At 67.7% G+C, this 25,418-nt stretch carries 22 protein-coding genes; 10 read left to right on the top strand and 12 right to left on the bottom strand.

Annotation, left to right across the window (positions count from 1 at the left end; translation table 11 throughout):
• Positions 1 to 20: 20 nt before the first annotated feature.
• The 3 genes from AZH51_RS10260 to AZH51_RS10250 are packed head-to-tail and all read left to right on the top strand — an operon-like array spanning position 21 to position 2,472.
• Positions 21 to 731: an ABC transporter ATP-binding protein gene (locus AZH51_RS10260; protein ID WP_291523889.1), complete on the top strand. Its 711-nt coding sequence runs from the start codon at positions 21 to 23 to the stop codon at positions 729 to 731.
• Positions 728 to 1,489 (top strand): ABC transporter permease, encoded by a 762-nt coding sequence (locus tag AZH51_RS10255; protein ID WP_291523888.1) that lies wholly within the window; start codon positions 728 to 730, stop codon positions 1,487 to 1,489. The genes AZH51_RS10260 and AZH51_RS10255 overlap by 4 nt, the downstream gene beginning before the upstream one ends.
• The gene (locus tag AZH51_RS10250) at positions 1,489 to 2,472 is read left to right on the top strand and encodes a COX15/CtaA family protein (protein WP_291523886.1); all 984 of its coding nucleotides are present in this window, start codon (positions 1,489 to 1,491) and stop codon (positions 2,470 to 2,472) included. Before AZH51_RS10255 ends, AZH51_RS10250 begins: the two co-directional genes overlap by 1 nt.
• Here AZH51_RS10250 and AZH51_RS10245 read toward each other — a convergent pair.
• Positions 2,402 to 3,340: a heme o synthase gene (locus AZH51_RS10245; RefSeq protein WP_291524285.1), complete on the bottom strand. Its 939-nt coding sequence runs from the start codon at positions 3,338 to 3,340 to the stop codon at positions 2,402 to 2,404. The two genes, AZH51_RS10250 and AZH51_RS10245, sit on opposite strands and share 71 nt — an antisense overlap.
• A 259-nt stretch (positions 3,341 to 3,599) precedes the next feature.
• Here AZH51_RS10245 and tkt point away from each other — a divergent pair, with 259 nt between their 5' ends.
• Genes tkt through pgl form a run of 5 tightly spaced genes read left to right on the top strand, consistent with a single transcriptional unit; the run spans position 3,600 to position 10,349 of the window.
• Entirely contained in the window at positions 3,600 to 5,753 is a 2,154-nt protein-coding gene (tkt, locus tag AZH51_RS10240; protein WP_291523884.1) for a transketolase, read from the top strand.
• Positions 5,754 to 5,795: 42 nt separating this feature from the next.
• Positions 5,796 to 6,908, top strand: a complete 1,113-nt coding sequence (gene tal / locus AZH51_RS10235) for a transaldolase (protein WP_291523881.1) — start codon at positions 5,796 to 5,798, stop codon at positions 6,906 to 6,908.
• 23 nt (positions 6,909 to 6,931) lie between these two features.
• Entirely contained in the window at positions 6,932 to 8,476 is a 1,545-nt protein-coding gene (gene zwf / locus AZH51_RS10230; protein ID WP_291523880.1) for a glucose-6-phosphate dehydrogenase, read from the top strand.
• Positions 8,473 to 9,612: a glucose-6-phosphate dehydrogenase assembly protein OpcA gene (locus AZH51_RS10225; RefSeq protein ID WP_291523878.1), complete on the top strand. Its 1,140-nt coding sequence runs from the start codon at positions 8,473 to 8,475 to the stop codon at positions 9,610 to 9,612. The genes zwf and AZH51_RS10225 overlap by 4 nt, the downstream gene beginning before the upstream one ends.
• On the top strand, positions 9,609 to 10,349 hold the full coding sequence (pgl, locus tag AZH51_RS10220) for a 6-phosphogluconolactonase (protein ID WP_291523876.1): 741 nt from the start codon (positions 9,609 to 9,611) through the stop codon (positions 10,347 to 10,349). Before AZH51_RS10225 ends, pgl begins: the two co-directional genes overlap by 4 nt.
• A gap of 61 nt (positions 10,350 to 10,410) precedes the next feature.
• Here pgl and AZH51_RS10215 read toward each other — a convergent pair whose 3' ends face one another.
• From AZH51_RS10215 to uvrA, 11 genes are all read right to left on the bottom strand, one after another.
• Positions 10,411 to 10,761 (bottom strand): RNA polymerase-binding protein RbpA, encoded by a 351-nt coding sequence (locus tag AZH51_RS10215; protein WP_291523874.1) that lies wholly within the window; start codon positions 10,759 to 10,761, stop codon positions 10,411 to 10,413.
• 77 nt (positions 10,762 to 10,838) lie between these two features.
• Positions 10,839 to 11,081: a preprotein translocase subunit SecG gene (gene secG / locus AZH51_RS10210; protein ID WP_291523873.1), complete on the bottom strand. Its 243-nt coding sequence runs from the start codon at positions 11,079 to 11,081 to the stop codon at positions 10,839 to 10,841.
• Between the two features lie 23 nt (positions 11,082 to 11,104).
• Positions 11,105 to 11,893, bottom strand: coding sequence for a triose-phosphate isomerase (tpiA, locus tag AZH51_RS10205; RefSeq protein WP_291523871.1), 789 nt, complete (start codon positions 11,891 to 11,893; stop codon positions 11,105 to 11,107).
• Positions 11,894 to 11,896: 3 nt separating this feature from the next.
• Positions 11,897 to 13,096: a phosphoglycerate kinase gene (gene pgk, locus AZH51_RS10200; RefSeq protein WP_291523869.1), complete on the bottom strand. Its 1,200-nt coding sequence runs from the start codon at positions 13,094 to 13,096 to the stop codon at positions 11,897 to 11,899.
• On the bottom strand, positions 13,096 to 14,103 hold the full coding sequence (gene gap / locus AZH51_RS10195) for a type I glyceraldehyde-3-phosphate dehydrogenase (RefSeq protein WP_291523867.1): 1,008 nt from the start codon (positions 14,101 to 14,103) through the stop codon (positions 13,096 to 13,098). Before gap ends, pgk begins: the two co-directional genes overlap by 1 nt.
• Before the next feature lie 177 nt (positions 14,104 to 14,280).
• Entirely contained in the window at positions 14,281 to 15,261 is a 981-nt protein-coding gene (whiA, locus tag AZH51_RS10190) for a DNA-binding protein WhiA (RefSeq protein WP_291523864.1), read from the bottom strand.
• Positions 15,262 to 15,322: 61 nt separating this feature from the next.
• Complete coding sequence (gene yvcK, locus AZH51_RS10185; RefSeq protein WP_291523862.1) at positions 15,323 to 16,267, bottom strand: uridine diphosphate-N-acetylglucosamine-binding protein YvcK; 945 nt, start codon at positions 16,265 to 16,267, stop codon at positions 15,323 to 15,325.
• Positions 16,264 to 17,130 carry an RNase adapter RapZ gene (gene rapZ / locus AZH51_RS10180; protein WP_291523860.1) on the bottom strand — a complete coding sequence of 289 codons (867 nt, stop codon included), beginning with the start codon at positions 17,128 to 17,130 and terminating at the stop codon, positions 16,264 to 16,266. The genes yvcK and rapZ overlap by 4 nt, the downstream gene beginning before the upstream one ends.
• Positions 17,131 to 17,143: 13 nt before the next feature.
• Positions 17,144 to 19,147 carry an excinuclease ABC subunit UvrC gene (gene uvrC, locus AZH51_RS10175; protein ID WP_291523857.1) on the bottom strand — a complete coding sequence of 668 codons (2,004 nt, stop codon included), beginning with the start codon at positions 19,145 to 19,147 and terminating at the stop codon, positions 17,144 to 17,146.
• Positions 19,148 to 19,182: 35 nt separating this feature from the next.
• Positions 19,183 to 19,704 carry a Rieske (2Fe-2S) protein gene (locus AZH51_RS10170; protein ID WP_291523855.1) on the bottom strand — a complete coding sequence of 174 codons (522 nt, stop codon included), beginning with the start codon at positions 19,702 to 19,704 and terminating at the stop codon, positions 19,183 to 19,185.
• 84 nt (positions 19,705 to 19,788) lie between these two features.
• Entirely contained in the window at positions 19,789 to 22,779 is a 2,991-nt protein-coding gene (gene uvrA, locus AZH51_RS10165) for an excinuclease ABC subunit UvrA (protein ID WP_291523853.1), read from the bottom strand.
• An 87-nt stretch (positions 22,780 to 22,866) separates the two neighbouring features.
• On the opposite strand from uvrA, the gene AZH51_RS10160 reads away from it, so the two are divergent.
• Positions 22,867 to 24,753: a glycoside hydrolase family 15 protein gene (locus tag AZH51_RS10160; protein WP_291523851.1), complete on the top strand. Its 1,887-nt coding sequence runs from the start codon at positions 22,867 to 22,869 to the stop codon at positions 24,751 to 24,753.
• Positions 24,753 to 25,412: an MBL fold metallo-hydrolase gene (locus AZH51_RS10155; protein WP_291524273.1), complete on the top strand. Its 660-nt coding sequence runs from the start codon at positions 24,753 to 24,755 to the stop codon at positions 25,410 to 25,412. Before AZH51_RS10160 ends, AZH51_RS10155 begins: the two co-directional genes overlap by 1 nt.
• The last annotated feature ends 6 nt before the right edge of the window (positions 25,413 to 25,418 follow it).

Below are 25,418 nucleotides of genomic sequence, written 5' to 3'. Positions count from 1 at the left end.
CTCGCATAGAATTGACCCTCGTGACGTCCGCAGCAGTTGAGATCCGCGACGTCGTGCATTCGTACGGAGCCACCCGCGCGTTGGACGGCCTGACCTGGTCGGCAGCGGCCGGCCGGATCACCTGCGTGCTCGGTCCGAACGGGGCAGGCAAGACCAGCATCATCGAGATGGCCGAGGGTCTGCGACGGCCCGACTCCGGGTCCATCACGGTGCTGGGAGTCAACCCGTGGGGCGCCGATGCGCAGCACCGCGCCCGGGTCGGGGTCATGCTGCAGGACGGTGGTCTGCCCGGCAGCGTCGCGGCCGGCCGCTTCCTGACCCACCTGACCCGGCTCTATCCCGACACCGGCGCCCTGCCGCAGTTGCGCGACCGGCTCGGGCTGGCCGCGTTCGAGAAGACCACGGTACGGCGACTGTCCGGTGGGCAGCGCCAGCGGGTTGCGCTGGCGGCAGCCCTGCTACCCCGGCCCGAGGTCGCCTTCCTGGACGAACCCAGCGCCGGCCTGGACCCGCACGCCCGGCTGGACGTCTGGGATCTGGTGCGCGAGGAACGCGACCGCGGCTGCGCGGTCGTCGTGACGACCCATTCCTTCGAGGAAGCCGAACAGTTGGCCGACGACATCGTGATCATGGCCGCCGGACGGGTCGTAGCGGCCGGAACGCCCGCTACCGTGGCGGCCGGGGCGTCCCTCGCCGACACCTACTTCGAGCTGACCCGGCCGGTGCGATGACCACGACCACCACGGCGACCCTGCCCTCCCCTGCCGCGCGGGTGCGTGCCCAGGGCGTCTATGAGGCGCAGACCCTGTTGCGCAACGGCGAACAACTGCTGGTGTCCGTCGTGCTGCCGGTGGTGGCACTGGTCGGCCTCGCGGTCTCGACCATTCCCTCGCTCGGTCCGGGCCGGCGCATCGATGTCGCGGTGCCCGGCGTCCTTGCACTGGCGGTCGTCTCGACGGCATTCACCGGACAGGCCATCGCGACCGGTTTCGATCGACGGTACGGCGTGTTGCGGCTCCTGGGAGCCAGCCCCCTGGGACGCGGCGGCCTGCTGGCCGGCAAAGCACTCGCCGTACTCGCTGTCGTTGCCATCCAGACCGTGGTGCTGTCCGCGATCGGTATCGGTTTCGGCTGGCGACCGCACCTGCCCGGAATCCTGGCCGGTGTGCTGCTGCTGATCCTGGGCACCTGGACGTGGGTAGCCCTGGCGCTGCTGCTGGCGGGGACGCTGCGCGCCGAGGGGGTCCTGGCGGTCGCGAACCTGATCTGGGTGCTGCTGGCGGCCGGCGGCGGCCTGCTGATCCCGACCGACCGGCTGGGTGGTCTCGGCGACGTCGTGCGGTACCTGCCCTCGGGCGCGCTCGGTGACGGTCTGCGCGCTGCTCTCCAGGGGCATGACACCTCATTGGTGCTGCCGGTCCTGGTCCTGATTCTCTGGGGCGCGCTGGCCACCGCGCTGACGGCCCGGTTCTTCCGATGGAGCGATTGATGAGTGCCCTGTTCCCGATCCTGCCGCGCGCCGTGCCGACGCACCGGGTCCTGCGATTCCTGGTCTGGCTCAACCTCGTCGTCGAGGTGCTGATCGTGTGCACCGGCGGTCTGGTGCGGTTGACCGGCAGCGGGCTGGGTTGCCCGACCTGGCCGCAGTGTGTGCCGGGTTCGTACGTTCCGGTCGCGCACCAGGAGCAGTCCTGGCATAAGTACGTCGAGTTCGGCAACCGCACGTTGACCGGCCTGGTCGGCCTGGTGGCGATCGCCCTGCTCGTCGCCATCTGGCTGTGGGCCCGCGACCGCAAGGGCCTTCTGCTGCCCGTCGGCCTGATCATCCTGGGGATCGCGATCCAGGCGATCGTCGGCGGGATCAGCGTCCACCTCGAACTCAACCCGGCCATCGTGGCGATCCACTTCCTGACCTCGATGCTGCTGGTGTGTGGGTCAGCGTGGCTGGTGTGGCGCGAACGTGAGGGTGACGCACCCCGGAACTGGTTGGTACGCAAGGAGATCCGTTGGTTGGCGGTCGCCGCTTCGGTGATGACCGTCATCGTGCTGGTGCTCGGCACGATGGTGACCGGGTCCGGCCCGCACTCCGGCGACGCCACGCAACCGGCCCGGTTGGCCATCGATGCGCGGACGACCTCCTGGCTGCACGCGGACGCAGTGATGTTGCTCCTAGGCCTGGTGCTTGCCGTACTCATCGCTATCCGGCTGACGGCCAAGGACTCCCAGCCCTGGCGCAACTGGCTGTGGGTGCTGATCGTGATCCTCGCGCAGGGGGTTCTGGGTTACACCCAGTACTTCCTCGGGGTGCCCGCGCCGCTGGTGTTGCTGCACATGCTGGGCGCCAGCCTGCTGGTGGTCTTCGTGACCTGGGCCGTGCTCAGCCTGCGCGAGCGGGCCCCGGTCAGTGCCAGGGCGTCAGATGCAGCAGCGGGTCGATTGCCACTCCGAGGAACACCAGCGTCAGGTAGCTGATCGAGAAGTGGAAGAGCCGCATCGGTTTCAGCACCGAGTACGGCGCGCCCGCCTTGGCGCGGGCCAGCAGCAGGTGTGACTCACGCAGGAAGACCGCACCCGAGGCAATAGCCACGACGATGTAGATCAGACCCATGTCGCCGACCGGGATGAGCACCAGGGTCGCGATCAACGTCGCCCAGGCGTAGGCGACGATCTTGCGGCCGACAGCCACGTCCTCGGCCACGACGGGCAGCATCGGCACGCCGGCGGCGGCGTAGTCGTCCTTGAAGCGCATCGACAGCGGCCAGTAGTGCGGTGGCGTCCAAAAGAACACCACCAGGAACAGCACCAGCGGTGTCCAGTCGAGGCTGTTGCGCACCGCCGCCCAACCGATCAGCACCGGCATACACCCCGCGACACCACCCCAGACGATGTTCTGGGCGGTGCGGCGTTTGAGCAGCATCGTGTAGAAGCCGACGTAGAGCGCGATGGCCGCGAACGACAGGGCTGCCGACAACCAGTTGACCAGCAGACCCAGCCACAGCACCGAGATCACACCGAGGGCGGTGGCGAAGATGAGCGCCGACCCGGGCCGGATGGCGCCGGTAGCCAACGGCCGGTTCTGGGTCCGGTGCATCTTGGCGTCGATGTCCCGGTCCACGTAGCAGTTGAACGCGTTGGCGGACCCGGCGGACAACGTGCCGCCGACCAGCGTTGCGAGGATGAGCCACACCGAGGGGACACCGCGATCGGCCAGGAACATCACCGGGAACGTCGTGACCAGGAGCAGTTCGATGATGCGCGGCTTGGTCAGCGCCACGTAGTCGCGCACCACGGTCCGCCAGGTCCGCAGACCGGTGTCCGGGGCGTCGGCCTCACCGCCGATCGGATCCACCGCTGCCGTCTCCTCGGCACCGGAGTGCGGGCGGATCGCGGTCACGATGTCCTTGTCGTAGATGCCGGTCAGGAGGGCGGGTGCTCGGGCCCATGCAGGTGCCGATGAGCATCCCGAAGCGCGAGCCCATCCTAGCCTCCCCCGCCGGGACCCTCGTCAGGGCGACATCACATCTCCCGAGTGTCGTGGCAGGACTAGGCTCGGCACGAACGGTTATGCGACCTGCGTCCTGCCGAAGGAGTCTTTCCCAGTGAGTGTCGAAACCCAGTCCCCCATCGCCCAGCGCGATCCCTCCCTTGCCCTTCCGATCGCCGACAAGGTCGGTTGGACCGACGTGGATATTCGCGCCGTCGACACGGTCCGTGTCCTCGCGGCCGACGCCGTCCAGAAGACCGGGAACGGTCACCCGGGCACAGCCATGAGCCTGGCGCCCCTGGCCTACCTGCTCTACCAGAAGGTCATGAAGCACGACCCGACCGATCCGCACTGGCTGGGCCGCGACCGCTTCGTACTCTCCTGCGGCCACTCCAGCCTCACCCAGTACATCCAGCTCTACTTCAGCGGCTACGGCCTGGAGTTGTCGGACCTGGAAGCGCTGCGCACCTGGGGCTCCAAGACCCCCGGTCACCCCGAGGTACACCACACGGTCGGGGTCGAGATCACGACCGGCCCGCTCGGATCGGGTCTGGCCTCGGCGGTCGGTATGGCGATGGCGCAGCGACGTCAGCGCGGCCTGTTCGACCCGGACGCCGCGCCCGGTGAAAGCCCGTTCGATCACCACATCTACGCGGTGGCCAGTGACGGCGACATCATGGAGGGCGTTTCCAGCGAGGCCTCGTCCCTGGCCGGGCGGCAGAAGCTGGGCAACCTGACGCTGTTCTACGACGAGAACTACATCTCGATCGAGGACCAGACCGACGTGTCGTTCTCCGAGGACGTCGCGGCCCGCTACGCGGCGTACGGCTGGCACACGCAGGTGGTCGACTGGCGGCAGTCGCGGGCCGAGGACGGCACGTACGTCGAGGACGTGGATGCGCTGTACGCCGCCATCCAGGCCGCTCAGAAGGTGACCGACCAGCCCAGCATCATCGTGCTGCGTACGGTCCTGGGCTACCCGGCGCCCACCAAGGAGGACACCGGTAAGGCACACGGTGCTGCCCTGGGTGACGAAGAGGTAGCGGCCACCAAGAAGCTGCTTGGCTTCGACCCGGACAAGACCTTCGAGGTGTCCGATGAGGTGATCTCGCATGTCCGCGAGGTCGCCGCCCGCGGTAAGGCGGCGCACGAGGCCTGGCAGCCCGGCTACGAGAAGTGGCGCGCGAACAACCCCGACGGCGCGGAACTGCTGGACCGGCTGGTCGCCGGCGAGTTGCCGACCGGGTTCGCTGGCGCGTTCCCGACGTTCGACGCCGACGCCAAGGGCATCGCGACGCGCGCCGCGTCCGGGAAGATCCTCACGGCGCTCGCACCCGTGATGCCGGAACTGTGGGGCGGTTCGGCCGACCTGGCGGAGTCCAACAACACGACCATGGAAGGTGAGCCCAGCTTCCTGCCCGAGGGCGTCGAGACCCGCGAGTGGAAGGGCGGCCCCTACGGGCGCACCCTGCACTTCGGAATCCGCGAGAACGCCATGGGCATGATCCTGAACGGCATTGCGCTGGAAGGACTTACCCGGCCCTACGGGGGCACCTTCCTGGTGTTCTCCGACTACATGCGCCCCGCCGTACGCCTGGCCGCCATCCAGCAGCTACCGGTGACGTTCGTGTGGACGCACGACTCGATCGGCCTCGGCGAGGACGGTCCCACCCACCAGCCGATCGAGCACCTGGCGGCGCTGCGCGCGATCCCCGGCCTGGATGTCGTCCGGCCGGCGGACGCCAACGAGACGGCCATTGCCTGGCGGACGATCCTGCAGCACAAGGACCGCCCGGCCGGTCTGGCCCTGACCCGGCAGAACCTGCCGATCGTTGACCGCACCGTCTATGCCAGTGCCGACGGGGTCTCCCGCGGTGCCTACGTGCTGGCCGACGCGGCCGGTGGGCCGCCGGACGTCATTCTGATCGCCACGGGTAGTGAGGTGTCGTTGGCCTTGACCGCCCGCGACCAGCTCGCCGAGGAGGACATCAAGGCCCGGGTGGTCTCGATGCCGTGCCGCGAATGGTTCCTGGAGCAGGACCAGTCCTACCGGGACGAAGTGCTTCCGCCGACCATCAAGGCCCGGGTCAGCGTCGAGGCCGCCAGCCAACTGGGCTGGCGCGACTTCGTCGGTGACGCTGGCCGGACCGTGGCCATCGACCACTTCGGCGCCAGTGCCGCAGGTCCCGTGCTGTTCGAGAAGTTCGGCTTCACTCCCGAAGCCGTCGTCGACGCAGCCAAGGCGTCCATCACCGACGCCACCGCCTGATCAGCACCGTCTACCAGCCCACCCCATCCAGGAGGTTCTTCCATGAGCAACGCACACACCCAGGAACTGAGTGACCTGGGCGTCTCCATCTGGCTCGATGACCTGTCCCGCACGCTCGTCTCCTCCGGTGATCTCGAGAAGCTCACCCAGGAGAAGAACGTCGTCGGCGTCACCAGCAACCCGACGATCTTCGCCGGCGCGCTGTCGGACGGATCGGCGTACGACGAGCAGGTCCGTTCGCTGGCCGCCGACGGCGCCGACGTGGACGAGGCGGTGTTCGTCATCACCACCGACGACGTCCGCAGCGCCTGCGACGTGCTGCGCCCGGTGTACGACGCCACGGACGGCCAGGACGGCCGGGTCTCCATCGAGGTCGACCCGCGGCTGGCCCGCGACACCCAGGCCACCATCGACAGCGCCCGCAAGCTGTGGGACACGGTCAACCGGCCCAACGTGATGATCAAGATCCCGGCGACGGCCGAGGGGCTGCCGGCGATCACCGCCTCGATCGCAGCAGGCATCAGCGTCAACGTGACGTTGATCTTCGCTCTCGAGCGCTACCGCGAGGTCATGGACGCCTACCTGTCCGGGCTCGAGCAGGCCGAACAGGCCGGCATCGACCTGTCGACGATCCGCTCGGTGGCCTCGTTCTTCGTGTCCCGCGTGGATACCGAGGTCGACAAGCGGCTGGAGAAGATCGGTACCGATGAGGCTGCCGGCCTGAAGGCCAAGGCCGGAATCGCCAACGCACGACTGGCTTACCAGGCCTTCACCGAGGTCTTCACGACCCCTCGCTGGGAGAACCTCGCCACTGCAGGTGCGCACCTGCAGCGCCCGCTGTGGGCCTCCACCAGCGTCAAGGAGCCGTCGCTACCCGACACGCTCTACGTCGTGCAGCTCGCCGTGGCCGACACCGTCAACACGATGCCGCCCAAGACGCTGGACGCGTTGGCCGACCACGGTGAGCTCGAAGGTGACCGGGTCAGCGGTGAGTACGCCGACGCCGCCGCCGTCATGGACAAGCTGGACCAGCTCGGCATCTCCTACGAGGACGTCGTGAAGGTCCTGGAGGACGAAGGCATCGAGAAGTTCGAGGCCTCCTGGAAGGACCTGCTCGAGTCCGTCTCCGGCGAACTGTCCAAGGCCCGGGCCTGAACGCCGGCGACTGAGCAGAGACGGTGAGCCCCGCACGAGTAGCCCGGGGGATCAATCCCCTCCGTAACGCCGATGACCGCCGCATGCCGCGGATCGCCGGCCCGTGTTGCATGGTGATGTTCGGTGTCACCGGCGACCTGGCCCGCAAGAAGCTGCTGCCGGCGATCTACGACCTGTACAACCGCGGGTTGTTACCGCCCAGCTTCGCGCTGGTCGGCTTCGCCCGGCGGGACTGGGCAGACCAGGACTTCGGCAAGATCGTGTACGACGCGGTTCGGGCCGGTGCCCGCACGCCGTTCCGCGAGGACGTCTGGCGCAACCTGTCTGAGGGATTGCGTTTCGTACCAGGCAGTTTCGATGATCCGGAAGCGTTCGCGGAACTCGCCAACACGGTCCGGCAGTTGGACGAGGAGCGGGGCACCGGTGGCAACATCGCGTTCTACTTGTCGATCCCGCCCGGCTCGTTCAGCACGGTGTGCGAGCAGTTGGATGCCTCGGGTCTGACCGACCAGAAGGAAGGGTCCTGGCGCCGGGTTGTCATCGAGAAACCCTTCGGGCACGACCTGGCCAGCGCCCGGGCATTGTCGGAGGTTCTGGAGCGGGTGTTCCCGCCGGACTCGATCTTCCGCATCGACCACTACCTGGGCAAGGAGACAGTCCAGAACATCCTGGCGCTGCGGTTCGCCAACCAGTTGTTCGAGCCCGTCTGGAACAGCCACTACGTCGACCACGTCCAGATCACCATGGCCGAGGACATCGGTATTGCCGGGCGTGCGGGCTACTACGACGGTATCGGCGCGGCCCGGGACGTCATCCAGAACCACCTGCTGCAACTACTGGCCCTCACCGCGATGGAGCAGCCGAACTCCTTCGACGCCGGCGGTTTGCGCCAGGAGAAGGAGAAGGTGCTGGCCGCGGTCAGTCTGCCGGACGATCTGGGCAAGTCCACGGCGCGCGGCCAGTACGCCGCGGGCTGGCAGGGCAGCAAGAAGGTCATCGGGTACCTCGAGGAGGACGGCATCGACAAGCGGTCGACCACCGAGACGTACGCCGCGGTGAAGCTCGAGGTGCACACCCGCCGGTGGGCGGGGGTGCCGTTCTATCTACGCACCGGCAAACGCCTCGGCAAGCGCGTCACGGAGATCGCCGTCGTCTTCAAACGGGCACCGCACCTGCCGTTCGCCGACACCGACACCGAGGAACTGGGCCAGAACGCGATCGTGATCCGGGTCCAGCCGGATGAGGGAGTCACGATCCGGTTCGGTTCCAAGGTGCCCGGCGCGACCGGGATGGAGGTGCGGGACGTGACGATGGACTTCGGTTACGGCAGTGCCTTCACCGAGTCCAGCCCGGAGGCCTACGAGCGACTGATCCTGGATGTCCTCCTGGGTGATCCACCGCTGTTCCCGCGGCACGAGGAGGTTGAGTTGTCCTGGAAGATCCTGGACCCCATCGAACGCTTCTGGTCCCGGAAGGGTCGGCCGGAGCAGTACACCGCGGGCACCTGGGGCCCGCACAGTGCCGATGTGATGATGCGCCGCGACGGACGCACCTGGAGGATGCCGTGATCGTCGATCTGCCGAGCAGCAGTGTCCAGGACGTCAGCAAGGCGATGGTGCGACTGCGCAACGAGACCGGCTCGATGACCCTCGGCCGGGTGATGACGCTGATCATCGTCACGGACGAGGAGTACGCCGAGGAGTCCATCGAGTCGGCCGCGCAGGCCAGCCGGCAGCACCCGAGCCGGATCATCGTGGTCGTGCGCTCCAACGTGCGGGCCGCTTCCCGGATGGACGCCCAGATCCGGCTCGGCGGTGACGCCGGCGCCTCGGAGATCATCGTGTTACGGCTGTACGGCGAGCTGGCCGATCACGGTGACGCTGCGGTGATCCCGTTGCTGCTCGCGGACTCCCCCGTTGTCGCGTGGTGGCCGCATGAGCCGGGGTACGACGTGGCGGGCTCCCCCATCGGCAAGATGGCCGACCGCCGGATCACCGATGCGTCGTCGTCCAAGGACCCACGTCGGGAGTTGCAGAAGCGTCGCGAACACTTCGACGAGGGCGACACCGACATGGCGTGGTCGCGGGCGACCCGCTGGCGGGGCCTGCTCGCCGCGGCACTGGACCAACCGCCGTACGAGCAGGTCACGTCGGCGGTGGTCACCGGCGCGTCCGACTCGGCCAGCGCGGACCTGCTCGCCGGCTGGCTGGCCATGTGCCTGAAGTGTCCGGTACGCCGCGTGAGCGGGCCCGCCGGCCGGGGCCTGATCTCGGTGCGGTTGCAGCGGGCTAGTGGGCCGATCGACCTGGTGCGCACGGAAGATCAACAGGCGACGCTGAGTCAGCCCGGCCATCCGGTGCGGCGCCTAGCGCTGCACCGTCCGACGACGGCGGACTGCCTGGCGGAGGAGTTGCGGCGCCTGGACAAGGACGACATCTATCGTGAGGCGCTGCTGAAGGGACTGCCCAAGGTCACGCAGTCGCGGACACCGTCGGCAACGGCGACCCGCAAGGGGCAGACGCCGTCGGTCGCCAAGGCGACCAAGGAGGGCGAGAAGGCGGCCCGCCGCGCCGACTCGAAGATGTCGGCCCGGTCCCTGGCCAAGCGTCCCGCACCCACCGCCACGAAGAGCGCCACCAAGAAGTCGACTGCGAGCAAGACCACGAGCAAGAGTGCCTCGACCGGACGGAGGAAATCCTCGTGACGACCGCGCGCAGCAGGATCGTGGTGCATCCCGACAAACAATCAGTCGCCGATGCCGGAGCCGCGCGGTTGCTGACCGCGATCATCGATGCGCAGGCCGAACGTGACGAGGCGCAACTAGCTCTGACCGGTGGGTCGATGGGTTCGACGATCCTGACGTCGTTGGTCAACCAACCCGGTCGCGATGCGGTGGATTGGCACCGGGTGCGTATCTGGTGGGGTGATGAGCGGTATCTGCCGGCGGGACACCCGGACCGCAATGACACGCAGAACGACGACGCCGGGCTCACGTTGCTGGGCCTGGACCCGGCCAAGATCCATCGGGTGGCCGGCCCGGACAGCAGCAGCTCGGTGCAGGACAGTGCCGCCGCCTACGCCGAGGACCTGCGGCAATACGGTCAGGGCGCGTTCGACGTCGTGATGCTGGGCGTGGGTCCGGACGCGCACGTCGCCTCGTTGTTCCCGCACCACCCGGCGCAACAGATCACCGGCGCGATCGCCGTACCCGTTGAGGACTCCCCCAAACCGCCACCGACCCGGGTGTCCCTGACCTTCGAAGCGCTGAACCGGACGCGTGCGGTGTGGTTCCTGGTGTCGGGCGCTGAGAAGGCGGATGCGGTCGCCGCAGCGACCGCACCTGATGCCCTCCCGTGGGACGTCCCCGCGGCAGGCGTGCACGGCTCCGAGGATTCGGTGTGGTTGGTGGATCGGGCCGCAGCTGCGTCGTTGCACCGGTAGACGGGCCGATGACCGCCCTGCTGGCGTTGCTACGTGCTGGCCGTGCTACGTGCTGGCGGTGCTACTTGATCAGGCCGCGATCGCGCAGTGACTTGAGCGCCTCGTCGAGAATGACGGCGCCCTCTTTGTCGCTGCGGCGTTCTTTGACGTACGCCAGGTGGGTCTTGTACGGCTCCGCCTTGGGTGCGGACGGCGGGTTGTCCTGCTCCTGACCGGCCGGGAACCCACAGCGCGGGCAGTCCCAGAACTCAGGGATGACCATTCCAGGCTCCTGCGCGAAGCTGGGGGTCGTCACGTGATCGTTCGCGCAGTAGTACGCGACGACGACGCGCGGCGCCGCCTCCCCGCGTTCGGCCTCACCCATCGGACCCGCACCGACCCGGCTACCCCGGATCGCATTGCCACCGGCCACGTATTTCCTCCTGATGCCTGACCGGACCAGTAGGCAACCCCCGATGCCCGCCAGCCGGATTCTTTACTGAACCGGACCTAACTGAAACGGACGAGCAGACCTAACCCGATGATGGCCAGCACCCACAAGAGGCTCGCAGCCAGGGTCAGCCGGTCGAGGTTACGTTCCGCGACCGAGGAACCGCCGAGGTTGCTGGAGACGCCGCCACCGAACATGTCCGACAACCCACCACCTTTGCCCTTGTGCAACAGGATCAGCAGGGTGAGGAACAGACTCGTGATGGCAACAACGATCTCGAGCGCAATCTTTACGGCTTCCACAGACGTCGAGTGTAAACGGTGAATCAGCCAGTGACGTGCGCCTGGTAGCGGCAGATCGCAGCAAACTCGACCGGATCCAGCGATGCACCCCCGACCAGCGCACCATCGACGTCGGGCTTGGCCATGATCGAGGCGACGTTGCCGGACTTCACCGAACCCCCGTAGAGGACGCGTACGGCGCCCGCTGTCGCCTCGTCGTACAGCTCGGCCAGCTTGGCCCGGATCGCACTGCACACCTCTTGCGCATCGTCCGGAGTGGCCACCTCACCGGTGCCGATCGCCCAGATCGGCTCGTAGGCCACCACGACGGTGGCGGCCTGCGCGGCGCTCAGCCCATCGAACGCCGCGACGACCTGCGCGTCCACGTGCGTGACCTGTTCACCGGCCTGGCGTACCTCCAGCGACTCCCCCACGCACAACAGCGGCACGAGGTCGTTGCGGAAGGCGGCCTTGACCTTGGCGGCGACGATCTCGTCGGTCTCACCGTGCCCCTCGCGACGCTCGCTGTGCCCGACGAGCACGTACCTGACGCCGAGCTTGGCCAGGAAGACCCCCGAGATGTCCCCGGTGTAGGCGCCCTCGTCGTACGGCGAGAGGTCCTGCGCGCCGAGCACCAGGGACAACTTGTCGCCCTCGATCAGGGTCTGCACCGAGCGCAGGTCGGTGAACGGCGGCACGACACAGACCTCGACAGCATCGAAGTCGTGTTTCTTGTCCCGCAGGGTCCAGTCCAACTTCTGCACCAGAACGGTCGCCTGCTGATGGTCGATGTTCATCTTCCAGTTGCCGGCGATCAGCGGCGTACGAGCCATGGTTCAGTCCTCCAGAACGGCCAGGCCGGGCAGCGTCTTGCCCTCGAGGTACTCGAGGCTGGCGCCACCCCCGGTCGAGATGTGCGTGAACTGGTCGTCGTGGAAGCCCAGTTGCCGCACCGCAGCCGCCGAGTCACCACCACCAACCACGGTCAGCGCACCGGCTGCTGTCGCGTCGACGAGTGCCTCCGCGACCGCCTTGGTGCCCGCGGCATAGGGCGCCATCTCGAACGCACCCATCGGACCGTTCCAGAACACTGTCTTCGACTCGCGGATCTTGGCGCCGAACGCCTCGGCGGAATCCGGGCCGATGTCCAGACCCATCTGGTCGGCGGGGATGGCGTCGGCCGCCACCACCTCGTGGTTGGCGTCCGCCGAGAAGGCGTCGGCCGCCACGATGTCCGTCGGCAGCACGATGTCGACGCCGCGGTTCTCTGCTTCGGCGAGGTAGCCCTTGACGGTGTCGATCTGGTCGGCTTCGAGCAGGCTCTTGCCCACCTCGTAGCCCTGGGCAGCCAGGAAGGTGAACGCCATGCCGCCACCGATTAGCAGCGTGTCGGCCTCCTTCAAGAGGTTCTCGATGACACCGAGCTTGTCGCTCACCTTGGCGCCACCGAGGACCACGGCGTACGGACGGCGGGGGCGGGTCAGGCGTGACAGCACACCGACCTCGGTCTCCACCAGACCACCGGCGGCCTGCGGCAGGCGCTCCGCGACATCGACCACGCTGGCCTGCGCACGGTGCACCACTCCGAAACCGTCAGAGACGAATACGTCTGCCAGAGAGGCAAGTTCGTCCGCGAACGCACCTCGCTCGGCGTCGTCCTTGCTGGTTTCGCCTTTGTTGAACCGCAGGTTCTCCAGGACCGCGACGTCGCCGTCCTTCAGACCGGCAACGACCTCGTGGGCCGAGTCGCCGACCGTGTCGGTGGCGAACGCCACCGGCTGGCCGAGCAGCTCCGACAACCGCTGGGCAACCGGCCGCAGCGAGTACTGCGGATCCGGCTCACCCTTGGGCCGGCCGAGGTGCGCGATGACAATCACGCGTGCGCCCTGGCCGGTCAGCTTCTTGATGGTCGGGACGGAAGCGCGCACCCGACCGTCATCGGTGATGTTCCCGGACTTGTCGAGCGGGACATTGAGGTCGCTGCGCAGCAGAACCTTCTTGCCCCGCAGATCGCCGAGATCTGCGATGGTGCGCATCAGAGCGACTTGCCGACCAGATCGGTCAGGTCGATCAGGCGGTTCGAGTAGCCCCACTCGTTGTCGTACCAGCCCACGACCTTCACCAGATCGCCGGTGACCTTGGTCAGCGGCGCATCGAAGATGCAGGACGCCGGGTCGGTCACGATGTCGGAGGACACCAGCGGGTCCTCGTTGTACTTGAGGTACGCCGACAGCGGTCCGGAAGTGGCGGCCGCCTTGACGATCTCGTTGACCTCCTCGACCGAGGTCTCCTTGGGAGCCTGGAAGGTGAGGTCGGTCGCCGAGCCGGTGGGGACCGGAACCCGCAGCGCGTACCCGTCCAGCTTGCCCTTCAACTCCGGGAGCACCAGGGCCACCGCCTTGGCGGCACCGGTGGAGGTCGGAACGATGTTGAGCGCAGCAGCCCGGGCCCGGCGCAGGTCGCGGTGCGGACCGTCGTGCAGGTTCTGGTCACCGGTGTAGGCGTGCACCGTGGTCATCAGACCGCGCACGATGCCCAGACCGTCGTTGAGTGCCTTGGCCATCGGGGCGAGGCAGTTGGTGGTGCAGGACGCGTTGGAGATGATCGTGTCCTTGGCGGGGTCGTACAGGTCGTCGTTGACGCCCATCACGATGGTGATGTCCTCGTTCTTGGCCGGCGCGGAGATGATGACCTTCTTGGCGCCGCCGTCGAGGTGCGCCTTGGCCTTGGTCGCGTCGGTGAAGAAACCGGTGGACTCGATCACGACGTCGGCGCCCACGCTCTTCCAGTCCAGCTTGGCGGGGTCACGCTCTTCGAACGCGGCGATCGGCTTGCCGTCGATCGAGATCGACTTCTCGTCGTAGGTGACCTCACCGGGCAGCCGGCCCAGGATCGAGTCGTACTTCAGCAGGGTTGCCAGGGTGTGGTTGTCGGTGAGGTCGTTCACCGCCACCACCTCGATGTCCGAACCGGACGCCAGCGCCGCGCGCAGGTAGTTGCGTCCGATACGTCCGAAACCGTTGATGCCTACTTTGACCGTCATGATGACTCGCCTCTCTATCGCCGGCTCTCGCCGTGATCGGTAGCTGGGTTCTCCAGCCGTCAATTTGCGGGAATCTGTGCGTGCTATCGGGTCCGAGGTACCTACTACGACCCTAGGGGAAATTGCCGACCCTGGTGCCCGGGCGCCCAGCCTTCGAGCGATACCGGACAGTACGTCTCACTCTTCAAGCATGTCCGGTGTGAGCACCGCCTCAGTGTTGGGAATGTTGAGCTCTTCAGCCCGTTTGTCGGCCATGGCCAGCAGTCGCCGAATCCGGCCCGCGACCGCGTCCTTGGTCATCGGAGGATCGGCCAACTGGCCCAGTTCCTCGAGCGACGCCTGCTTGTGCTCGACGCGTAGCCGGCCTGCCTGTTGGAGGTGGTCGGGGATGTCCTCGCCGAGGATCTCCATCGCCCGTTCGACCCGCGCGCCCGCTGCGACCGCCGCGCGTACCGACCGGCGCAGGTTGGCGTCGTCGAAGTTCGCCAACCGGTTAGCGGTGGCCCGCACCTCGCGGCGCATCCGCCGCTCCTCCCACTGCATGAACGCGTCGTGGGCCCCGAGCAACGTGAGCAGCGCGCCGATGGCATCGCCGTCACGGATCACCACGCGATCGACGCCGCGAGCCTCCCTGGCCTTGGCCGAGATGCCCAACCGGCGGGCAGCGCCGACGAGAGCCAGCGCCGCTTCAGAACCCGGACACGACACCTCGAGGGCACCGGAACGGCCTGGTTCGGTCAGCGATCCGTGCGCGAGGAACGCGCCGCGCCAGGCCGATTCGGCATCACAGACCGAACCGTTGACCACGCGTGGGGGCAGCCCTCGCACGGGCCGGCCCTTGAGGTCGATGAGCCCGGCCTGGCGCGCCAACGCCTCACCACCCTGGATGACCCGGACCACGTAGTGCGTGGCGCGGCGGATCCCGTTGGGATTGACCACGATGAGTTCGGACTCGTGCCCGTAGACCGAGGAGATCGCCTGCCGCAGCCGCCGGGCGGCCGAGGCGGTGTCCAATTCGGCTTCGATCACGATCCGGCCGCCAACGATGTGCAGCCCGCCGGCGAAACGCAGGGTCGCAGACACCTCCGCCTTGCGGCAACACGCTTTGACGACCGGCAGCCGGCTCAACTCGTCTTTGACGTCGGCAGTCATCGCCATGGCTTCATCCTCCCACTCCCGTCCAGTACCTGTGCACCGCCATCGATACGGCCCGGTTCCACTACTCGAAAATGTCGCGGTAGGCGGCCGCCAGGCGCAGCGGATCATGGGTCCCGGGAGCGTCACTGTCCGCGACCTGGGTGAAAACGACTGTGGCACCTAGTGATTGCGCAGCATCCCGTAGCTGGTCGCCCGAATCGGTCACGACGCTGGGATCGGCCAGCACCACGTCCAGATGCAGCTCGGGGGCATGCGCCGCCAGCACTTCGAGGTGGTCTGCCGCGGTGTACCCCGCCGTCTCCCCGGTGTGCATGGTGACGTTCAGGGTGAGCAGCCGCCGGGCCTTGGTGTGCACCAGGGCGTCCCTCAGATCGGGGACCAGCAGGTGCGGGATGACCGATGTGAACCAGGAACCGGGGCCCAGCACGATCCAATCGGCGTCGCCGACCGCGTCCAACGCCTCGATGCAGGGTCGCGGTGGGTCCGGGTGCAGGCCGACGCTCAGGACGTCGCCCGAGGTCGTTGCGACGCTCACCTGGCCCGTCACCGTGCTGATCTGCTCGGGTTGGGCGGGATCGGCGCCGCGGACCTGCGCCTCGATCCGCACGGGTTCGATCGCCATCGGCAGGACCCGGCCACGGGCCTCGACGAGCCGGCCGACCAGGTCCAGACCGGCGACCGGGTCGCCAAGCAGGTCCCACAGTGAGGCGATCATCAGGTTGCCCAACGGGTGACCGCCAAGCGGCCCGTCGCCGGCGAACCGGTGCTGGAGCGCGTCGCGCCATTGCAGACCCCACTCCGAGGGGTCGCACAGGGCGGCCAGGGCCATCCGCAGGTCCCCGGGCGGCAGGATGTCGAACTCCTCCCGCAACCGGCCGCTGGAGCCGCCGTCGTCGGCCACGGTGACGATCGCGGTGATCTGGTCGGTGACGTATTGCAGGGCCTGCAACGAGGCGAACAGGCCGTGCCCGCCGCCGAGTGCGGCGACCGCCGGGCGACGACTCACTCGCGCCCCAGGTCCCGGTGTACGACGATCGCCCGGATCTCGTCGGAGTCCAGTTCCTTGGCGAGGGCTTCCGACATCGCCACCGAGCGGTGCTTGCCGCCGGTGCAGCCGATCGCCAACGTGATGTAGCTGCGGCCCTCCCTCACGTAGCCCTCGGTCATCGGGCGCAGCAGCTCGACCGCACCGCGCAGGAACTCCTTGGCACCGGGTTGGGCGAGCACGAAATCGGCCACGATCGGCTCACGACCGCTGTGCGGGCGCAGCTGCGGATTCCAGAACGGGTTGGGCAGGAAACGCATATCGAACACGATGTCCGCGTCCAGGGGAATGCCGTATTTGAAGCCGAACGACATGACCGCGATGCGCAGGCTGGGTCCGTCGTCGCCGCCGAACATGCCGCGGATCTTCGCGGTGAGTTGATGCACGTTGAGACCGCTGGAGTCGATGATCACATCGGCCGTGTCACGCAGGTCTGAGAGTGCTTCACGTTCGGCGAGGATGCCGTCGAGCATCCGACCCTCACCCTGCAGCGGATGTGGTCGGCGTACGGACTCGAAACGGCGGACGAGAGCCTCATCGGTCGCGTCCATGAAGACCACGATCGGCTTCCAGCCGGCGTCGCGCAGACGGTCCAGGCCATCGCGGAACTCGGTGAAGAACACCCGGGAACGGATATCCACCACGGCCGCCAGCGATCGTTTCTCATCGCCGGCATCGGCCAGCAACTCCGCCATCGAGGTCAGCAGCTGGGGCGGGAGGTTGTCGATGACGTACCAACCCCGGTCTTCCAGGACTTTGGCAGCGGTCGTCCGACCGGCACCGCTCATCCCGGTCACGATGATCAGCTCGGCTTGCGGGCTCACACCAGTGATCCAATCACTCCAGCACCTCGCCCGTCGTCAGGTTGACGGCAGGCACGTCTGCACCATCCTCGCGCAGCGCCCGGTGGATCGACTCTGCCAGCGCAGGTCCTATCCCTTTGACGGCCGTGATCTGGCTGACATCGGCAGCCCGCACCTTCTTCACCGAGCCGAAGTGGGCCAGGAGAGCCTTGGCCCGGACCTGACCGAGGCCGGGGATGTCGTCCAGCGCCGAACGCACCATGGCCTTGGACCGCCGCTGACGGTGGAAGGTGATGGCGAAGCGGTGCGCCTCGTCACGGACCCGCTGCAGCAGATAGAGACCCTCACTGGTGCGCGGCAGGATGACGGGGAAGTCATCGTCGGGCAACCAGACCTCCTCCAGCCGCTTGGCCAGGCCCACCACCGCGACGTCGTCGATGCCCAGTTTGTCCAGTGCGGCCGCAGCGGCGTTCACCTGGGGCTTGCCACCGTCCACCACGATCAACTGCGGCGGATAGGCGAATCTCCTGGGCTTGCCGGTGGTTTCATCGATCGGACCGTGCGGCAGAGCGTCCTCGCCCTCCCGGTCGTCGATCTCCAGACCGCCGGTGTCACCCTGCTCCTCGAGATAGCGGCGGAACCGCCGGGTGAGCACCTCGTCCATGGCCGCCGTGTCATCAACCCGCACCGAACCATCGGCCTGTGGGGTGCCGCGCACAATGAACCGGCGGTACTCCCCCTTGCGGGCCAGACCGTCCTCGAAGACGACCATCGACGCGACGACGTTGGTGCCCTGCACGTGGCTGACGTCGAAACACTCGATCCGCAACGGTGCCTGGGTCAGGCCGAGCGCATCCTGCAGATCCTGCAGCGCCTGGCTCCGCGCGGTCAGATCACCTGCGCGGGCGACCTTGTGCCGGGCGAGCGACTGGCTGGCGTTGCGCTCGACGGTCTGCATCAGCGTGCGCTTGTCGCCACGCTGCGGCACCCGCAGGTCCACGCGGGCGCCGCGAAGACCGCTCAACCACTCGGCGACCGAGTCGGCATCCGGCGGCAGGACGGGCACGAGGACCTCGCGAGGGACCCCCTCCGGTGACTCCCCGCCGTACACCTGGATCAGCAGACGCTCGACCACTTCGGCCAGGCCAAGGTCACCCTCCTCCTGCTTGTCCACTACCCAGCCGCGCTGACCGCGGACGCGCCCGCCACGGACGTGGAACACCTGGACCGCGGCCTCCAACTCGTCGTCGGCGATCCCGAAGACATCAGCGTCCGTGGCGTCACCGAGCACGACCGCACTGCGTTCCAGTGCCTTGGTCAGCGCGCCCAGGTCGTCGCGGCGTCGGGCGGCGGTCTCGAAGTCGAGTTCGCTACTGGCGTCGAGCATTTCGCGCTCAAGACGTTTCACGAACCGGTCGGTGTGGCCGGCCATGAAATCGCAGAAGTCTTCGGCAATCGCCCGATGCGCCTCCTCACTGACCCGGCCGACGCACGGCGCCGAACACTTCTCGATGTAGCCCAGCAAACACGGCCGACCGACCTGACCGGCGCGTTTGAAAACCCCGCTGCTGCAGGTGCGGATCGGGAACACGCGGAGCAACTGATCAAGCGTCTCCCGGATCGCCCACGCGTGCGCGTACGGACCGAAGTAGCGGGTGCCGGGGCGTTTGCGCCCGCGCATCACCTGCGCCCTCGGAAAGAGTTCGCCCATCGTCACCGCGAGGTAGGGGTACGACTTGTCGTCGCGGTATTTGACGTTGAACCGCGGGTCGAACTCCTTGATCCAGGAGTACTCCAGTTGCAGCGCCTCGACCTCGTTGCGCACCACGGTCCACTCGACGCTGGCCCCCGTAGTGACCATCGTGCGCGTGCGCGGGTGCAGGGCGGAGATGTCCTGGAAGTACGACGACAGCCGGCTGCGCAGCGATTTCGCCTTGCCGACGTAGATGACCCGACCGTCTTTGTCCCGGAACCGGTACACACCGGGATCGACCGGGATCTCCCCCGGCTTCGGACGGTACGTCGATGGGTCGGCCACGCCCCTACTCTACGAAGCGACGCCGACAGTCCCGGTCAGCTGACCCGGACTTCGCTCCCTTCGAGCGTCGCGGTGTAGGACGCGAGTGGCTCGGTGGCCGGCGGTTGTTTGACGGAACCGTCGGAGATGCTGAATTCGCTGCCGTGGCAGGGACATTTGATGACGCCGTCCGCGACCGAGGTCACCGGGCAGCCCTGATGGGTGCAGATCGCGGTGAACGCTTTGTACTCCCCCGAGGTGGGTTGGGTGACGACGTACTTCTCCTGCACGATCACCCCACCGCCGACCGGCACCTCCGACGCCGCCACTGTCGCCTTCGCGGCCGCGCCGCCGGACTGCGCCGAACTGGTCCCTGCGGCGGAGGAGGTGGTGGACGGGGTCGTCCCCGTCGTCGCACCGGTGCCGCTGTCCGAGGACTGCCCGCACGCGGCCAACGCAACCGTGGCGGCGACGGCTGAGCCGCCCAGCCCGGCGGACCGTAGGACCGCACGGCGGTCGGCCACCAGGTGCTGCATCTTCTGCTGCGGTGTGTCCTGTGTGTTCTTGTCGGGGCTCATGACCTCATGGTGGGTGTTTGAACCATCAATCACAACGCACCCTCCCTAAGAGGTGGCTGTGAGAGATGGCTGCAAAGAGATGGGTCACGCCCCTTTTGCCGTCTGCGCCCGGGCCCTGGACGGCGCCCTCTTGGCCGTCTTGCGGGGTGCGGCACGCTTGGTCGACGGCCGCGCCTTCGCCGGAGCGGCCAGCAACGGCGCGAGGAACTGCCCGGTGTACGAATCGTGCACCGCGGCGACCTCCTCCGGAGTGCCGGTTGCGACGACCGTGCCGCCGCGATTGCCGCCCTCCGGTCCCATGTCGACGATCCAGTCCGCCGATTTGATGACGTCGAGATTGTGCTCGATCACCAGCACGGTGTTGCCCTTGTCGACCAGACCCTGCAGCACCAACAGCAATTTGCGGATGTCCTCGAAGTGCAGACCCGTGGTGGGCTCGTCGAGCACGTAGATCGTCCGCCCGGTCGACCGCTTCTGCAGTTCGGAGGCGAGTTTGACCCGTTGTGCCTCACCGCCGGACAGCGTCGGCGCGGGCTGACCGAGGCGCACATACCCGAGTCCGACGTCGACCAGGGTGTTCATGTGCCGGGCGATCGCGGGCACCGCGGCGAAGAACTCCGCCGCTTCCTCGATCGGCATGTCGAGCACCTCGGCGATGTTCTTGCCCTTGAAGTGCACCTCGAGCGTCTCCCGGTTGTACCGCGCCCCGTGACACACCTCGCAGGGCACGTACACATCGGGCAGGAAGTTCATCTCGATCTTGATCGTGCCGTCACCGGTGCACGCCTCGCAGCGACCACCCTTGACGTTGAAGGAGAACCGGCCCGGTTGGTAGCCGCGGACCTTGGCCTCCGTGGTCTCGGCGAAGAGCCTACGGACGTGATCGAAAACCCCGGTGTACGTCGCGGGGTTGCTTCGCGGCGTACGTCCGATCGGCCCCTGGTCGACGTGCACGACCTTGTCCAGGTGGTGCAGACCCTCCACGGTTCGGTGCCGGCCGGGCACGTGCCGGGCGCCGTTGAGCTGGTTGGCCAGCACGTTGTAGAGGATCTCGTTGACCAGCGTCGACTTGCCCGACCCCGAGACCCCGGTGACCGCGATCAGGTTGCCCAACGGGAACTCGACGTCGACGTCGTGCAGGTTGTGCTCCCGGGCACCCCGCACGGTCAGCACCCGCCCGTCCTGCGGACGGCGTACGTCCGGCGTCTCGATCTCCTTCGCCCCCGACAGGTAGGCGCCGGTGATCGAGTCCTTGGCCTTCAGCAATCCCGGCACCGGACCGGAGTAGACGACCTTGCCGCCGTGCTCACCGGCGCCCGGGCCGATGTCGACGATCCAGTCCGCAGTAGAGATGGTGTCCTCGTCGTGCTCGACGACGATCAGGGTGTTGCCCAGATCGCGTAGCCGGGTCAGCGTCTCGATGAGCCGGTGGTTGTCGCGCTGGTGCAGGCCGATCGACGGCTCGTCCAATACGTAGAGGACGCCGACCAGCCCCGACCCGATCTGGGTCGCCAACCGGATCCGCTGCGCCTCGCCGCCAGACAAGGTGCCCGCCGGCCGGTCCAGCGACAGGTAGTCCAGCCCGACGTCGAGCAGGAAGCCCAACCGGGCGTCGATCTCTTTGATCACCCGCTCGGCGATCTGCTTCTCCCGCGGCGTGAACTGCACCGAGTCCAGGAAACCGGCGGATTCCGACAGCGGCATCGCGCACACCTGCGCGATCGACTGGCCGCCGATCGTGACCGCCAGCACCTCCGGGCGCAGCCGGGCCCCGTGACACGTCGGGCAGGGCACCTCACGCATGTACCCCTCGTACCGGTCCCGGCTCCAGTCCGAGTCGGTCTCCGCGTGCCGTCGCTTGACGAACGGGATGACCCCTTCGAAACCGGTCGAGTAGCTGCGTTCGCGGCCGTACCGGTTGCGGTACTTCACGTGCACCTGGTGGTTGCGCCCGAGCAGCAACGCATCCCGCGCCTTCGCCGGCAGGTCCCGCCACGGGTCGTCGATCGAGAAACCCATCTCATCGGCCAGCGCACCGATGACCCGCACGAAGTAGTCCGCCGCACCGGAGCCCTGTGCCCACGGCAGGATCGCGCCCTCGCGGATCGACTTGTCCTGGTCGGGCACCAACAGGTCGGGGTCGACCTGCAACTCGGTACCCAGACCCGAGCACTCCGGGCAGGCACCGAACGGGCTGTTGAAGGAGAACGTGCGCGGTTCGATCTCGTCCAGCGCCAGCGGGTGGTTGTTGGGGCAGGCCATCTTCTCCGAGAAGCGGCGCTCGCGGGCCGGATCGTCAGCCGGCAGATCGACGTACTCGATGAGCAACATCCCATCGGCCAGGCGCAGCGCCGTCTCCACCGAGTCGGTCAGTCGCTGCTTACCGGAGGCGTCCCCGCCATGGGCCACGAGGCGGTCCACGACCACGTCGATGGAGTGCTTCTTCTGCTTGGCCAGCGTCGGCGGCTCGGCCAGCGACACCACCTCGCCGTCGACCCGGGCGCGCGAGTAGCCCTTGGTCTGCAACTCGGCGAACAACTCGGCGTACTCGCCCTTGCGTTGACGCACCACGGGTGCCAGCACCTGGAACCGGGTGCGGTCGGGCAGGTCCAGCAGGGCGTCGACGATCTGCTGCGGCGTCTGCCGGCCCACCGGCTCACCACAGACCGGGCAGTGCGGCCGACCCGCGCGCGCGAACAACAGCCGCAGGTAGTCGTAGACCTCGGTGATCGTGCCGACCGTCGACCGCGGGTTGCGGTTGGTCGACTTCTGGTCGATCGAGACCGCCGGGGACAGACCCTCGATGAAGTCGACATCCGGTTTGTCCATCTGACCGAGGAACTGCCGGGCGTACGCCGACAGGGACTCCACGTAACGGCGCTGCCCCTCGGCGAAGATCGTGTCGAACGCCAGCGACGACTTGCCGGATCCGGACAGCCCGGTGAACACCACGAGGGCGTCGCGGGGAATGTCGACGTTGATCGAGCGCAGGTTGTGTTCGCGGGCGCCGCGAACACGCAACTGGTCGTGATTCACAGAACCCCGAGCGGGCACGGACCGGGAGGAGACAGGCACCCGTCAATGCTAGGTGGCGCCACCGACAGCCTCCCACCCGCTGACCGGCTGCGGGGTATTCGCATCCGCACGCCCTACGCTCGGAGCATGGTTGATGCCCGCGATCACGCACGTTCCCACCGGGAGGTGCCCGGTGCGTACAACTCATCCCCGGACACCCCACCCCGGGTGCCGATCGCGGAATACGCCATTATCGGCGACACCGAGACCGCCGCCCTGGTCAGCCGCCGCGGCTCGTTGGACTGGATGTGTCTGCCGCGCTTCGACAGCGCGGCCTGTTTCGCGGCGCTGCTGGGTACGCCCGACCACGGTCGCTGGCTGATCGGCCCGGTCGGGGATGCGACCTCGACCCGCAAGTACCGCGGCAACAGTTCGGTCCTCGACACCGTCCACACCACCTCGACGGGACAGGTCCGTGTCACGGATCTGATGCCACTGGGAATGGACCGCGCCGACATCGTCCGGGTGGTGGAAGGCCTTGAGGGCGAGGTGGAGATCGAGCACGAATGGGTGGTCCGGTTCGGCTACGGCCGGGTCCGGCCGTGGGTCGCGCGGCACAGCGGCCACAGTGAGCAGAGCGACGTGCTGACCGCGATCGCCGGTCCGGACATGCTGGTGCTGCGCGGCACGCGTCTGCCGCATGCGGTGGACGGCCACCACTACGACCGCTTCACGGTGAAAGCCGGTGAGCGGTATGAGTATTCGCTCAACTGGTTCGCCTCGTGGAAGCCGATCCCGCCGCCGTTGGAGATCGAATCGCGGATCCAGCGCACCATCGAGACCTCCGAGGCGTGGGCTTCGTCGAGCTCCTACGAAGGGCCCTACCGGGAACAGGTCGTGCGGTCCCTGCTGGTGCTGCGGCTGCTCACCGACACCCGCCGCGGCGGCATCGTCGCCGCGCCCACCACCAGCCTCCCGGAGGAATTGGGCGGCGTGCGCAACTGGGACTACCGCTACTGCTGGCTACGGGATGCGTCGCTGACCCTGGAGGCACTGCTCGGCGCCGGATTCACCGGCGCCACCGGTCTGTGGCGCGACTGGCTGGTCCGGGCTCTGGCCGGTGATCCCGAGGACATGCAGATCATGTACGCCGTCGACGGCAAACGGGATCTGCCGGAAAGCGAACTGAGCCATCTGCCGGGCTACGCCGGGTCGCGGCCGGTGAGGATCGGCAACGGTGCGGTCGATCAGAAGCAGACCGACGTGCTGGGCGAGGTGATGATCGCGTTGCACGATGCGCGCGAGATGGGCCTGCAGGAGAGTGCACACGCCTGGTCGGTCCAGCGGGCGCTGGTCGACGAACTGGTCAAGCATTGGGACGAACCGGATAACGGGCTGTGGGAGATCCGGGGTCCACTTCGGCACTTCACCCACTCCCGGGTCATGGTGTGGGCTGCCTTCGACCGGGCTATCCGCGCGGTCGAGGACCATGGCCGCCACGGCTCGGTGGAGGAATGGCGCCGGGTGCGTGACGAGGTCCATGAAGAGGTGTTGACCAAGGGGTTCAACACCGAGATCAACTCGTTCACCCAGCACTACGACACCACCGAGGTCGATGCGAGTCTGCTGCTCATCCCCGCGGTGGGTTTCTTGCCGGGTGATGATCCACGGGTGACCGGCACCATCGAGCGGATCGAGAGGGACCTCATGCACGACGGGTTGCTGTTGCGGTACCGGACTACTTCCGGGGTGGATGGCCTTCCCGGCGAGGAGCATCCGTTCCTGGCTTGCTCGTTCTGGCTGGTCGGCGCCTACGCCCTGACCGGACGCCTCGACGACGCGCACGCCCTGATGCAGCGACTCGTCGCCCTCACCAACGACCTCGGACTGCTGGCCGAGGAGTACGACCCCAAGTCCGGCCATATGGTTGGTAACTACCCACAGGCGTTCAGCCACCTCACGCTGGTGCAGGCCGCGGTGACGATCGCCCGCGTAGAGGCTCAGCTGGGGGCTCGGATGGAGGCGAAGGCGTGATGACGTACGACGGGCGCGTGACTCCCGGTGGATCGTGGGCAGTGCGCGAACTTCTGGAGGCGACGATCTACAAGCTGGCAGTCTCGGAGATGAGCAACAACGTGTACCTGGTCGAAGACCGGGTCACCCACGACGCGTTGCTCATCGATGCGGCCGACGACTGGCCCGCGATCGAGGCCATGATCGAGGACAGCCGGGCCCGGGTGCGCACCATCCTGACCACCCACCGGCACTGGGACCACGTGCGCGCCCTGCAGGAGGCCGTCGAGGCGACCGGCGCACACACGGCTGCCGGCGCCGACGACGCCGCGGCGATGCCGGTCCGCACCGATCTGCTTCTCGCGCACGGCGATCAGCTGACCGTTGGTGGTCTGACGTTGGACGTCATCGCGCTGCGCGGTCACACGCCGGGTTCGGTTGCGGTCGCCCTCGCGAGCGCGGACGGGACGCAGCTCTTCACCGGTGACTCACTCTTCCCGGGCGGTGTCGGTGCCACGAATCACTATGACTACCAGTCGTTTCCGTCGCTGATCGCCGATGTGTCAGACCGGGTCTTCGATGTCTACGACGACGCGTGGGTCTACCCCGGCCACGGGGACGACACGACCCTCGCCGCGGAACGGCCGCACCTGCAGGAGTGGCGCGACCGGGGCTGGTGATTGGAT

Origin of the sequence: Branchiibius sp. NY16-3462-2 (assembly GCF_001594145.1) — a bacterium.
In the GTDB taxonomy this organism is placed as follows: domain Bacteria; phylum Actinomycetota; class Actinomycetes; order Actinomycetales; family Dermatophilaceae; genus Branchiibius.
This window is presented reverse-complemented; position numbering and strand designations above follow the sequence as displayed.

What these genes read in the sequence shown, in the direction of transcription:
- tal (WP_291523881.1), top strand. Translation starts at nt 5,796, where the DNA reads ATGAGCAACGCACACACCCAGGAACTGAGTGACCTGGGCGTCTCCATC.
- AZH51_RS10160 (WP_291523851.1), top strand. Translation starts at nt 22,867, where the DNA reads ATGGTTGATGCCCGCGATCACGCACGTTCCCACCGGGAGGTGCCCGGT.
- AZH51_RS10155 (WP_291524273.1), top strand. Translation starts at nt 24,753, where the DNA reads ATGACGTACGACGGGCGCGTGACTCCCGGTGGATCGTGGGCAGTGCGC.
- whiA (WP_291523864.1), bottom strand. Translation starts at nt 15,261, where the DNA reads ATGGCGATGACTGCCGACGTCAAAGACGAGTTGAGCCGGCTGCCGGTC.
- gap (WP_291523867.1), bottom strand. Translation starts at nt 14,103, where the DNA reads ATGACGGTCAAAGTAGGCATCAACGGTTTCGGACGTATCGGACGCAAC.
- AZH51_RS10255 (WP_291523888.1), top strand. Translation starts at nt 728, where the DNA reads ATGACCACGACCACCACGGCGACCCTGCCCTCCCCTGCCGCGCGGGTG.
- AZH51_RS10250 (WP_291523886.1), top strand. Translation starts at nt 1,489, where the DNA reads ATGAGTGCCCTGTTCCCGATCCTGCCGCGCGCCGTGCCGACGCACCGG.
- pgk (WP_291523869.1), bottom strand. Translation starts at nt 13,096, where the DNA reads ATGCGCACCATCGCAGATCTCGGCGATCTGCGGGGCAAGAAGGTTCTG.
- tpiA (WP_291523871.1), bottom strand. Translation starts at nt 11,893, where the DNA reads ATGGCTCGTACGCCGCTGATCGCCGGCAACTGGAAGATGAACATCGAC.
- AZH51_RS10170 (WP_291523855.1), bottom strand. Translation starts at nt 19,704, where the DNA reads ATGAGCCCCGACAAGAACACACAGGACACACCGCAGCAGAAGATGCAG.